A 12,757-nucleotide genomic window follows, 5' to 3' on the forward strand; every position below is an offset into this window, starting at 1 on the left:
ACAATTACCCAATTTTTAATTTTTGTAACATGGCTTCAGCGGCAATTTTCTCGGCCGTTTTACGGTTGCTTGCAGCGCCTTGTGTAACCTCATGAGTCACCGGTACACGGCAACTAACGGTATATATTTGATCATGCAGATCACCCTCTACCTTAACAATATCATAGCTTGGCAAGTCTTTTTTACGGCCTTGTAGCCACTCTTGTAAAATAGATTTCGCATCTTTTGCACTGGTGGTTTCTAATTGAATATTTTTTAGTCGGCTTGTAAACCATCGAAGAATAAGCGCTTTAACTGCCTCCATATTCATAGCGGTATCAAAATAAACCGCACCAATAATTGCCTCAACAGCATCAGCCAAAATAGAGGCCCTGCGAAAGCCACCGCTTTTAAGCTCACCCTCACCTAAATTGAGAGTGTCGCCAATATTAAACTCACGGGCGATTTCGGCTAAAGTCTCACCTTTTACCATTAAAGCGCGCAAGCGGCTTAGCTGACCTTCACGTGCATTGGGAAACTGTTCAAACAAAGCTTCTGCGATAGTGAAATTAAGAATGGAATCACCTAAGAACTCTAAGCGCTCATTATGCTTTGCGCAAAAGCTGCGGTGTGTTAACGCTGTATTTAACAGCTCGACATTAACAAACTCGTAGCCAAGCTGTCTTTGTAGTCGTTCTAAATTAATATTTTTCACTCGGGGTACAACATTCATCGGGTTTAGAGGAATCTAAGTGGTTTTTAAATACCAACACAATGTCGGCATTACCACCAAAATTAGTGCGCACTTCATAATCAACTTTAATAATGGTGCGCTCTTTAAAGCGATCGACCTCAAGGGCTTTAGTAATAACATCACTACGCACACCATTCAGCGTATAAAAACTGCTCAACTCAGAAGATATTTCACTTTTACGAACATTTTTTAAATCATCAACATGACGTTCCGCAACTTCTTTTAATGCATTTTTGACTAAATAATTATCATAATAAGGAGGGGCAACAACATAGGCGACCTTTACCGCCAATGTAGCCAATAATAAGCCCAAAATCACACCACCCGCGGTAAAACCTGCTTGCTTTTTGGCCTTAATTACAGTCGTCATGTTTTTTATTTTACGCATAATCACACACCGTTAATGGGTTATTTTATGATTGATTAATGATTATTCTATAGCCCCTGAGCGACTAAAACTGGGCAAACTTGCCAGCTCGGGCCAATGCATCCACACAGCGAACGCTTTACCGACTAAGTTTGCCTCGGGCACCATGCCCCACACCCGGCTGTCTGTACTATTATCGCGATTATCACCCATCATAAAGTAATGCCCAGCAGGCACTGTCCAGCTACCGCTCGCACTTACACGGGTCGGTAATGTGCATTTTTGTATCAGATGTGTGGCTTCACCAAGGGTTTCTTTAACCACTTGATAAGTATCGCCGTGATAACTGCACAACTGCTCGGTCTCACTACCGGGCACCTTAGCAAGCTCCTCCGCAGTCAACTCAGTATAGATTTGTTTTTCACCATTAATCACTAATTCGTGGTTAATGATTTGTATTTTATCACCTGGCAAGCCCACCAAGCGCTTAATAAAATAACGCTCTTCATTCGGCGGGAAAAACACCACCGCATCACCGCGCTCAGGCTCACTGACATTAAAGAGCTTGGTGCGAAAAACGGGCATACGTACCCCATAAGCAAACTTATTCACCGCAATATAGTCACCTACTTGCAGCGTTGGAATCATCGAGCCAGAAGGAATTTGGAACGGCTCCACCAAAAAAGAGCGTAAAAAGAACACCAAAAACAACACGGGGAAAAACGATTTAGAGTACTCGACAATCGCAGGCTCGGCCGATTCTTCACGGCGCTTACGTGAAAAAACAACAATATCGAGCAGCCAAACAACGCCTGTCAACGCAACTGCAATCATCAATATTAAGGGCAGATCAATATCCATTAATTATTCCTTCACTTTATTATTCACGTTTGATGGAGCACGTAGTGATTAGTGGTTTATAGGGTTAGTCAGCGTGTAAAATTAGAGATAATGTTTAGTTATCCACTTTAAGTACAGCTAAAAAGGCATCTTGCGGTATCTCAACGCTACCGACTTGCTTCATGCGTTTTTTACCCGCTTTCTGCTTTTCGAGGAGCTTTTTCTTACGTGTAATATCGCCACCATAACATTTAGCTGTCACATTTTTACGCAACGCTTTAACGGTGGTACGCGCCACAATCTGGCCGCCAACAGCCGCCTGAATTGCAACATCAAACATTTGGCGCGGAATCAGCTCTTTCATTTTATCAGCCAAACCACGACCTTTGTGATGTGATTGATCGCGATGCACAATCAGTGATAACGCGTCCACTTTTTCACCGTTAATCAGTACATCTAAGCGCACCAAATTAGCCGCCTGAAAGCGCTGAAAGCTATAGTCGAGCGAGGCATAACCGCGACTTACAGACTTTAGGCGGTCAAAAAAGTCGAGTACTACTTCGTTCATCGGTAGCTCGTAAACAACCTGTACTTGTGCGCCTAAATATTGAATATCTTTTTGCATGCCACGCTTTTCAATACAAAGAGTAATGACATTTCCTAAATACTCTTGAGGCACCAAAATATTGGCCTGCACAATAGGCTCGCGCATCTCACTAATTGTGCCTATTTCGGGGAGTTTTGAGGGGTTATCAACGTAGCGTATTTCACCGTTGATGCATTCAACCTCAAAAATAACCGTCGGCGCGGTAGTAATCAAATCTAAGTTGTATTCGCGCTCTAAGCGCTCTTGAATAATCTCCATATGGAGCATTCCCAAAAAGCCACAACGAAAACCAAAACCTAAAGCATCTGAGCTTTCTGGCTCGTAAAACAACGAGGCATCATTGAGCGTCAGCTTAGACAGTGCATCACGGAAATTTTCGTAATCATCTGAGCTAACAGGAAACAGGCCAGCATACACCTGCGGTTTAACCTTTTTAAACCCCGGTAATTGATCAATATGAGGCGTCGCAGCGTGGGTGATCGTATCGCCAACGGGCGCACCCAAAATATCTTTCACCCCAGCCACCACAAACCCAACTTCACCCGCATGTAAGGCTTTGGTTTCGTGACGCTTAGGATTAAAAACACCTACAGCATCCACAATTTGTGATTTGTTAATTGTTTTAGTGATAATTTTATCTTTGACTTTGAGTGTGCCCTGCATCACTCGCACCAAAGAAACCACACCTAAATAGCTATCAAACCACGAATCAATAATCAGCGCTTGCAATGGCGCATCAACGTCGCCGACCGGCGCTGGCACTTTATTGACAATTTCTTCAAGAACATCTTCGATACCTAAACCGCTTTTAGCCGAGCAGCGCACCGCATCGGTTGCATCAATACCAATAATACTTTCAATTTCTTCGGCGACACCTTCGGGGTTGGCCTGTGGCAGATCCATTTTATTAAGTACTGGAATGACTTCTAGATCTTGCTCTATCGCGGTGTAGCAGTTCGCAACAGATTGCGCCTCGACGCCTTGCGCAGCATCAACCACAAGCAATGCCCCTTCGCACGCGGCGAGCGAGCGAGACACCTCGTAAGAGAAGTCCACATGGCCTGGTGTATCAATGAAGTTGAGCTGATATGTTTTACCGTCACGCGCCTTATAGTGCAGCGTCACACTCTGGGCTTTAATGGTAATACCACGCTCACGCTCAAGATCCATGCTATCAAGCACTTGAGAATTCATTTCACGCGCGGTCAAACCGCCACAATGCTGAATAAAACGGTCGGCCAAGGTGGATTTACCGTGGTCGATATGAGCAATAATGGAAAAATTTCGAATATGACTAAGATCGGTCACTGAGATAAAAACCTGCAAAAAGAACGGTGGGCGCTACCACTTGCATAACGCAATATAGCGGCGAAAATTTGCGCGCAGTCTAACGTATTTGCCCGTTGTGCGCTATGAATACCATTGTAAACACGCAAGTTATGATAGCTGCAGTACATGCTCGCCCGCCACTAAGGCTCTGCGCAGTACTACCGGCTGTAAACGCTCATCATTCCGCCAACGCTTTAACACTCGGCTAGCCACCCACCCACCGGTCAATAAGCCCAAAAAGGCCGCCATCGCCACTTGGTATTCAGGCTGCCCCAAGGTCACTGCTATTGCCGCCATCAAACTCAGTAGCGGCAGTACATACATGACCAAAGCTACCTTAACAAAGGCCGTACGATCAATCGCTAGCTCGATTTCATCACCTGCGACAAAGTGACTGCTTTGCAAAGACTGCGGTAACAAAGCCCTAATAGCTACCTGATCACGACCCAGTTTAGCGAGTAAAGACGTACCGCAACCTGATTTTGCTTTACAGCTGCCGCAGGCACTGGTTTTATCGGCCGCAACCCATAGCGCATCATCCTGTACCACCAGTACTTGTGCACGCTCGGTGATCCAGTGCGCATCCTCATACTCAGAAGGCGAGCCCATTACGGTTGATACACGACAGAAGAGGCGACGCGACGCGCGACAGCCGGCGGCACCTCGCCTACAACAGAGACTTTAAATGATTGTTGGCCTGCAGCAGCCATAGTCATCGCCGCAACGGTTGCACCGCGCTTAACAACGCCAACGGCGCCGGTAACTTGCGCAATTGGCGCCACAAAAATCGAAAGAGATGCTAAGCCATCAGTAAAGCTCATAACAGTATGCCCATTCGCTTGCGCATGAGTGCTCGCGACGACAAATCCAGCTGGTAACCAGCTAGGCTGCCATCCTTTTAATGTCAAAGGCGCTTGGCAGCGCGCCTGCGTAAAGGGAAGCTTTTGTGCAGTGCGCACCGTGCTGGGCGCGTCGAAATCAGGCTTAGTTAAATTGAGTTCAACAAACTGAAAGCGCTCAAGCACCTGCCCACGACGCCCCGTGATAGTTAGCATAAGCGGTAGATGAGACGCCTGATCTACCCCTAAAGTAAAACCGTAGCGATCCTCATGGATGGGCTGAATTTGAATAACATTGACCGATCTATCGGCAATACGATTTTGCCCAATCATGCTGAAACGATAATAGCGGCTTAGAGACTGTAAAGGCGTACCACCGGCAGGCATAAACAAACGCGCAGCAGCATTGCCGCAGTGGTTTTGTGGCAATGATCGGCTAAAATTGCGCGGCTCACCACTCAAATGGCGTATGCGCTCTTCGGTACCTTGCTGACTCACCAAGTGTTCGAAGGCTAGCGTCTCGAGGGGGCCACCAAATTCATAGGTCAAAGTTCCTTGGTAACTTTGGTTCTCTATAGCTGCAGCCATTAGCATAAGCTGCGCGCGAGGGCTAATGGGGGCGGCTTTTTTGAGTTCGGGGTTTGCTGCGCCATTGCGATGGCTGCTCGCAACGGCCGCTAGGCTTAACGCAGAAGGCTTAGAGCTGTCAACCGATGAGGCATTCATCGATGCCTGCGCTTGCGCCCAGCACATAGATGGCCACAACGCAACAGTGAGCGTTATGCCCAATAAACATTTTATCGAGTGCAAAAGCAGCTCCAAGCAATAAGGGTTATTTTTCGGCCGATTGCATTTTGGCAGCACGCGCCATTGGCATTAAACCAAATTTGCCATTTTGACTACTGAGTTCAGCATGCTCTAAAAATAACTGCTGTAATTCAGCCTCGACCTGCGCATTACTCAAAAATTGCTGCTGAGAAGGCTGCGCTGATTGAAGCTCGCGCTGAGGCTCGGCCAGACTACCTAAACTCACATTGCGAGCAACAGGGCTAGGTACGTTAAAGCCAGAAGGTGCCGTAACCACAGGTGCCGACTGCACGGCAAACTCTTCGCCTGTATTGACGTCACCCACGCCATCGGTTTGGGTGTATTGCACGCCAACAACAATGGCAAAAGCCACCGAAGCAGCTATTGCCGACTTCGCGGCAAAGTCGCGCCAGCGACCACCAAGTAAACTATTGGTGCTACCTAAGCGGCCGGTGCTATGTGAGCGATCTACTCGGTTCGATATGCTGGCGCTCAACTCGGTAGCGTCAGGCTGATTCAGAGAAGCACTGAAAACCGGTTCGTCAGCCAATGCAGTAGCAATACTCACGCTTAAATCTTTTAATGGTGCACCTTCAAGCTCTTTACGCATTAGTGCACCGGCTAGATGGTAACTTTGCCATTTAGCTTCAAGTTCAGGATCATTTGCCATATTTAGCAAGCGACGCCCTTCAAAAGCGCTCGTTTCACCATCGGTTAAAGCAGAAAGACCTTCAAGCGTTTGCTCTGAAGGTTCCGCGTAATGTGTAGTAATAGGTGCCATATGCAGACCCTGAAAAATAGATAATTCTTTAAAAGTAAGCCTAACAACCCACTTCACCTTTTGGCTAAATTTGCCAATCAGCCTTACTGCGTATTTTATAATCACCAAATTGGCGACTAATGGTTTTGATAACAATAAACCACTCACATACCACCGACCGCTAGCACAATGAGCATTTGATGATTGCAGCATCAAAAGAGATTGGTATCCGTTAAAAATAAGACTCAATCTAATAATAAAGTTCAACAACTGCTGTATTTCGCCCGCCGACTTAACGAATCAACGGCCCTATATGCTTATCAATGGCCTCGCGCGCGCGAAATATCCGCGAGCGCACTGTACCAATCGGGCATTCCATGGCGCTAGCAATTTCGTCATAGCTCATGCCATCCATTTCACGCAACGTGATAGCCATGCGCAAGTCGTCAGGCAGTTTTTCAAGCGCTTCAAAAATAGCAGCTTGGAGTTGATCGGTTGCCATTTGGCTTTCGGGGCTATTATTGTCATGTAGAGCTTCTGCGCCAGCATAGAAGTCAGCCTCTTCGGCATCAACATCAGAGCTTGGCGGCCTGCGCGCACGCGAGACCAAATGGTTTTTGCTGGTATTCACAGCAATGCGGTATAGCCAAGTATAAAACTGGCTATCGCCTCTAAAATTAGGCAGTGCACGATAGGCCTTAATAAAGGTTTCCTGAGCAACATCATGCACCTCGGCTGAGTCTTTAATAAAGCGACTAATAATGGCCTGTATTTTGTACTGATATTTTAAAACCAATAAATCAAAAGCGCTTTTATCGCCTTGTTGTACTCGCGTCACTAGCTGTTCATCCGCTGAAGGTTCAGTTGGATCACTCGACGCGGAAGCTTCGGTCATAACCGACTCCCTAAAATTTTTATTTTCATCATCATATACAGGCCCTTTTGGCGTTATCCACGTATAACACAGGAAGACGAACAAAGCGTCATTTTTAAAAGAGCCATGATTTTAGGCGGTATAAGACCGTTAATAATTCATTAAACCCATCCGTTACGTCACTCGATGGCAGTAAAAGACTCGCTAATTGTTGCAAAGTTCCCACTTGGGCACTGATAATACTCAATGACTTGCAGTCTCCTATAAGCTTATTAAAGCGGCAACAAGGCATCAAAAAGTTTTTTATACGTTTAAAAAGTAATACTCCCCCGTTATTATTCGTTAAGGTAAACCATTTGTGAGCACACCGACAAGCCCCACTCCCTCGCTAAAAGTACAAAATACCCCTCACGCATGCGATGTCCTCGTTATTGGCAGTGGTGCAGCAGGTTTGAGCTTGGCGCTGCACATTGCCAAGTACGCCAAAGTCACGGTACTTAGCAAAGGCTCTTTAAAAGAGGGCTCAACCTGGTACGCTCAAGGGGGAATCGCCGCGGTGCTTGACGACCAAGACTCGACCGAGTCACACGTCAAAGATACACTGGCCGCTGGTGCAGGCTTGTGCCATACCGATGCCGTTGAATTTACCGTTGCGCGCAGCAAAAGTGCGATTAAATGGCTAGTGGAACTCGGCGTCGATTTTACACGCTCTGCCGAAGGCGAATTTCACCTCACCCGTGAAGGTGGCCACAGTCATAGGCGCATTATTCACAGTGCCGACGCCACAGGCAAAGCGGTGCACACCGGTTTAATCAACAATGCCATCAATCACCCCAATATCACCCTACAAGAAAACCGCGTTGCGCTCGATCTGATTCAGCAACCCGACCCGAGCAGCCAAAAATTACGCTGTGTCGGCGCCTATGTGCTCAACCGTGATGACGATACTATGGAATGCTATACCGCCAAAGCTGTGGTGCTGGCGAGCGGTGGTGCGAGTAAGGTGTATTTATACAGCTCCAACCCCGATAGTGCCAGCGGCGATGGTATTGCAATGGCTTGGCGTGCTGGCTGTCGCATTGGCAATATGGAATTTAACCAATTCCATCCTACCTGCTTATACCACCCGAAAGCCAAATCTTTTTTAATGACCGAGGCTCTGCGCGGTGAGGGGGCTATCTTAAAGCGCCCTAACGGTGAACGCTTTATGCAAGACTTTCACCCCATGGCCGAGCTGGCCCCTCGCGATGTTGTCGCTCGCGCTATCGATCACGAAATGAAGCGCTTAGGTGCGCCATGCATGTATTTAGATATTAGCCATCGCGACCCAGATTTTATTCAAGAGCACTTCCCGACGGTATTGGCACAATGCTTGAAATACGGGATTGATATAACCCAAGAACCCATTCCTGTAGTCCCTGCGGCCCACTACACCTGTGGCGGCGTTGTTGTGAATACCCGTGGCCAAACCGACCTCAACAACTTATATGCCATTGGCGAAACTTCATTTACCGGCCTGCATGGCGCCAACCGCATGGCTAGTAACTCACTGCTAGAGTGCATTGTGTACGCCCAATCGGCCGCTGAGGATATTATTGCCAAACTCGCCACCACAACACCGGCCCAACCCTGCAAGCCTTGGGATGAAACCCAAGTCACCAACTCCGACGAAGATGTGGTTATCTACCACAACTGGGATGAAATTCGCCGCTTCATGTGGGATTACGTTGGCATTGTACGCACCCATAAGCGCCTAGAGCGCGCCTTGCGCCGCGTAGAATTACTGCAAACCGAAATTCACGAATACTACGCCCATTATAAGATCAGTAGCGATCTCATCGAGTTGCGCAATTTGGCGATGGTTGCCGAACTCATCATTCGCTCAGCCATGGAGCGTAAAGAAAGCCGTGGACTACACTTTTCACTCGACCACCCCGACCAAAGCGACACACCAAAAGACACTCTACTAGTGCCGCGTAACTTTGCCGATCAAAAAGTGTTTATTACCCCTTAGCAAAGCTCATCATTACCCCCCGTAAACGCCGATACTCGCAGAATATCGGCGTTTACATACTCAACGGATAACCCATTAACATCTACCGAGCGATAGCACCTCGGCTTGATTTGGCTGCGCACCATCACCAAGTCTTCGCAATTGTTCCCTAAAAGTGAGTTATAGCGCCAAACCTAACACCCATCACACTCACACCATCGCCTAAACTCCGCTGGTAGCTTACAATTAACACCGTACTCAACCAAAACCCTGAGGCAGCCTCTCGGGTACCGCCAATACCACAACAATACATAGCGTGTGGAATAACAAGACCAAGCGAATAAGGCAGCGAATAGTGAAGCGTGCTCCCCTGTTAAAAATTGCAACTCTATGTACCGTAATGATAAGCCACGCCACTTGGGCTGGCAGTTTTGGTATTTACGATCCTCGCAGCCAATCGATGGGCGGCGCAGCCGTTGCCGTAGGGAGCGTCGATATGGCGGCAGGCCACAACCCAGCGCTGCTCGGGCTATACAATGAAGACGAAGATACCACTCTCAATGGCCGCTATTATCTGCCTTATGCACTCGGGTCGCTCTCGGAGGTGGCTATCGATGCGATTGACCTTATCGACGAAGAGCTTGATGTTATGTTTGATGAGGCACTAAGCCGTTATAACGCAACACCCAACCCAGCCAATGCCGCCCTTGTGAGCACTGCGGCTACCGACCTTGAGCAAGGCCTTGAAGGCATAGCCAATCGCGACATCGCCTTTAGCGCTTTTGTAGCGGCCATTTCGATTTCAGAGCCGTCCAAAAAAGGCGGTGGCGCCTTCTACCTTGGCTCGCGTATTGAAGGCGGTGGCGCAAGCTACGTACCCGACGATGATCTGGCGCTTTTTAAAGAATATATCAAAGCGCTTGATAATGTGGCAGCAGGCGGCGATTGGCGCGATGTGAATTGTGACGTGTTTAATTTAGAGCCCGACTCCAGCGGCGATATTATTTGCCGAAACTACGACAGCCTACCGCCTTCGCTTCGCGATCCGTTTGATGCCATCGAATCTAGCGCCAGAATCAGAGGCCTAGTCATCAACGAGGCTGCCGTCTCAGCGGCATGGGGCTTTGACATGGATCGCATGCGAGTTGCTATTGGCGTTACCCCCAAAGTCATGCAAGTTCGCGTGTTTGATGAGGTCAGAAATGTTTCCGATAAAACAGTGAATACCTCGCTAACCTTTAAGCCACACCTTATGTTTAATGCCGATATTGGCATTGCCATAGACTTTGATATGGGCGTGCGTCTAGCATATGTCGGCAAAGATTTATTCACCCGTAACTTTTCTAGCGGGGAAGGCAACGAGCCGATAAAACTCAACGCTAAGCACCGCATGGGCATTGGCTATATCCAACCTAATTGGCAAATTGGCCTAGATTACGATATGCAAGTCGCTACGCCTTACGACAAAGAAAAAACCGGCCAGCTTTTATCACTGGGCGGAGAATATATGCTGTTTAAGCACCTCGCCCTGCGTGCAGGCTACCGCTACGATACCGACAACAATCTTCCGGCTGTCAGCTCTATCGGCATAGGTACACACTGGTTGCGCACCTACCTCAATATTAGCTATCAAACCAGCCAACAAGAGCGCGGCGCCGGTTTGCAACTAGGCTTTGCATTTTAGTGAGCATACTGTGATCACTCGAGTACGCCACTAGAGTCTTTGCCCATTGCTTCGCTCGATCATACACACCTGTATTTTTTGCAGTCGTACTTTGTTGTAGCCATATTTTTTATTGCAGTCGTTTTGTGCATACCGCACACTCACGCTTGCCAGTACAAACCATCGCAATTAACGCCATGCTTCACTCATTTGGCATTTTTATATTCATACAATACCTTTATCACCCAAAACCCTTAAATACAGTACCTGTGGCTAGATCGTAATATCAACCACCCCAGTATTAACAGACTCAAATTTGGATTTACCATGACAACCCCATCAAACCCTTATTGCGGCGCGCCTTTATGGCGACGCTTTGCTGCACTTGGCTACGATAGCTTAATTTTATTAGCGATTAGCATGGCTTATGGCGCTGTAGTTACCATAGTAGGTGCCACTCTAGGGCTGGGAAGCCAGCAAGGCGCCGAGCAATATCAGCCGATGTTTGCCACAGGAGGTATCGGTGAGCTTGTACTGATTGGCTGGATATTAACGCTTGGCAGCTTTTATGTGGGCTTTTGGCAACGCTCAGGGCAAACCGTGGGCATGCGAGCTTGGCGCTTATGTCTGATAGATGTGCATACTCAGCAACCGCCATCTGCCGTACGCTGCAGCCAACGAGCCGCTTGGGGTGTATTGAGTTTGTTACTGGCTGGCATCGGCTATTGGTATCGCTTTTTTAGCCCAACAGGCCAATGCTTACACGATAAGCTCACTACCACAACCGTGATCGTGTTACCCAAAAACAAACCCGGCTAAGTCTACCCTTAGTAACAACTCTCTCTAATAAAATCGGCACAGCCTTAAAACATGCTACAAGGGATTTTTACAGCTCCGCTGCCGATTGTCGCTATGAGTCTAATGACTCAAAAAAATAGCGTCCTTGATTAAATCCCGTGTTTTGTACCTGCACCACAACAAAACACTCAGGTGATCAGCGCAACTCTTTAGGCAGCGAAAAGCTCACATTTTCAGGCTTACCGGCCAACTCGATAGGAACCTTTGCCCCTAAACGCTCAAGCCCAGCGATCACATCGCGCACTAACACTTCAGGTGCTGAAGCACCCGCGGTAATGCCAATATTCTTTTTACCATCAAACCATTCTGGCTTAATATCTTCTGGGCCATCTATTAAATAAGCCTCGGTACCGCAGCGCTCGGCTAGTTCACGTAGGCGATTAGAGTTAGAGCTATTAGGCGAACCAACCACTAATACCGCCTCCGTCTCTAAAGCTAACTGCTTAACAGCGTCTTGACGATTTTGCGTCGCATAGCAAATATCATCTTTGCGAGGTCCTTCAATATTTGGAAAACGCTGACGCAACCCAGCAATCACCTTAGCTGTATCATCCATCGATAGCGTCGTTTGTGTCACATAGGCTAGCTTATCGGGGTTTTTAACTTGTAAATTTGCCACGCAATGATCATCTTCGACTAAATAAATTTGCCCGCCGAATCTCTCGTCATATTGCCCCATTGTGCCTTCCACTTCTGGGTGTCCTTGATGCCCAATCAAAATACACTCCCATCCTTCGGTACTGTATTTAACCACCTCAAGGTGAACTTTAGTCACCAAAGGACAAGTCGCATCAAAAACTTTTAATCCTCGGTTTTGTGCTTCTGCACGCACGGCTTGCGAAACGCCATGAGCACTAAAAATCACAATGACATCATTGGGAATTTCATCAAGCTCATCAACAAAAATTGCACCGCGCTCTTTGAGCTGCTCGACTACAAATTTATTATGAACCACCTCATGGCGCACATAAATAGGAGCGCCAAAAATATCTAACGCACGATTAACAATATCTATAGCGCGATCGACACCCGCACAAAAACCACGAGGGTTAGCCAATTTAATTTGCATACAACACCCTAAAAGTAT

12 protein-coding genes are annotated in these 12,757 nt (G+C 47.4%); 3 read left to right on the forward strand and 9 right to left on the reverse strand.

The features are described 5' to 3' along the window. Positions 1-4 precede the first annotated feature (4 nt). The 8 genes from rnc to rpoE form a co-directional block, all read right to left on the reverse strand. Complete coding sequence (gene rnc, locus AC438_RS05245) at positions 5-694, reverse strand: ribonuclease III (protein ID WP_238376326.1); 690 nt, start codon at positions 692-694, stop codon at positions 5-7. Beyond that, positions 681-1,121: a DUF4845 domain-containing protein gene (locus AC438_RS05250; RefSeq protein ID WP_053980189.1), complete on the reverse strand. Its 441-nt coding sequence runs from the start codon at positions 1,119-1,121 to the stop codon at positions 681-683. The genes rnc and AC438_RS05250 overlap by 14 nt, the downstream gene beginning before the upstream one ends. Before the next feature lie 42 nt (positions 1,122-1,163). Further along, on the reverse strand, positions 1,164-1,961 hold the full coding sequence (gene lepB / locus AC438_RS05255) for a signal peptidase I (RefSeq protein ID WP_053980190.1): 798 nt from the start codon (positions 1,959-1,961) through the stop codon (positions 1,164-1,166). A 94-nt stretch (positions 1,962-2,055) separates the two neighbouring features. Continuing rightward, complete coding sequence (lepA, locus tag AC438_RS05260) at positions 2,056-3,855, reverse strand: translation elongation factor 4 (protein WP_053980191.1); 1,800 nt, start codon at positions 3,853-3,855, stop codon at positions 2,056-2,058. Positions 3,856-3,984: 129 nt separating this feature from the next. Next, complete coding sequence (locus tag AC438_RS05265; protein ID WP_053980192.1) at positions 3,985-4,485, reverse strand: SoxR reducing system RseC family protein; 501 nt, start codon at positions 4,483-4,485, stop codon at positions 3,985-3,987. Then, positions 4,485-5,525, reverse strand: a complete 1,041-nt coding sequence (locus AC438_RS05270; RefSeq protein ID WP_156317002.1) for a MucB/RseB C-terminal domain-containing protein — start codon at positions 5,523-5,525, stop codon at positions 4,485-4,487. Before AC438_RS05270 ends, AC438_RS05265 begins: the two co-directional genes overlap by 1 nt. Positions 5,526-5,547: 22 nt before the next feature. Next, the gene (locus tag AC438_RS05275) at positions 5,548-6,303 is read right to left on the reverse strand and encodes a sigma-E factor negative regulatory protein (protein WP_162230696.1); all 756 of its coding nucleotides are present in this window, start codon (positions 6,301-6,303) and stop codon (positions 5,548-5,550) included. Positions 6,304-6,574: 271 nt separating this feature from the next. Continuing rightward, positions 6,575-7,177, reverse strand: a complete 603-nt coding sequence (gene rpoE / locus AC438_RS05280; RefSeq protein ID WP_053980195.1) for an RNA polymerase sigma factor RpoE — start codon at positions 7,175-7,177, stop codon at positions 6,575-6,577. A 337-nt stretch (positions 7,178-7,514) separates the two neighbouring features. On the opposite strand from rpoE, the gene nadB reads away from it, so the two are divergent. The 3 genes from nadB to AC438_RS05295 all read left to right on the forward strand — a co-directional run bounded on the left by nadB (position 7,515) and on the right by AC438_RS05295 (position 11,631). Further along, the gene (gene nadB / locus AC438_RS05285) at positions 7,515-9,170 is read left to right on the forward strand and encodes an L-aspartate oxidase (protein WP_053980196.1); all 1,656 of its coding nucleotides are present in this window, start codon (positions 7,515-7,517) and stop codon (positions 9,168-9,170) included. A 379-nt stretch (positions 9,171-9,549) separates the two neighbouring features. Further along, complete coding sequence (gene traF / locus AC438_RS05290) at positions 9,550-10,833, forward strand: conjugal transfer protein TraF (protein ID WP_156317003.1); 1,284 nt, start codon at positions 9,550-9,552, stop codon at positions 10,831-10,833. A gap of 306 nt (positions 10,834-11,139) precedes the next feature. Continuing rightward, positions 11,140-11,631, forward strand: coding sequence for an RDD family protein (locus AC438_RS05295; RefSeq protein WP_053980198.1), 492 nt, complete (start codon positions 11,140-11,142; stop codon positions 11,629-11,631). A 175-nt stretch (positions 11,632-11,806) separates the two neighbouring features. Here AC438_RS05295 and ispH read toward each other — a convergent pair whose 3' ends face one another. Continuing rightward, a complete protein-coding gene (ispH, locus tag AC438_RS05300; protein ID WP_053980199.1) occupies positions 11,807-12,739 on the reverse strand; it encodes a 4-hydroxy-3-methylbut-2-enyl diphosphate reductase in 933 nt (310 codons plus the stop codon). Positions 12,740-12,757: the final 18 nt, after the last annotated feature.

This window comes from Marinagarivorans algicola (genome assembly GCF_001292705.1).
Classification (GTDB): domain Bacteria; phylum Pseudomonadota; class Gammaproteobacteria; order Pseudomonadales; family Cellvibrionaceae; genus Marinagarivorans; species Marinagarivorans algicola.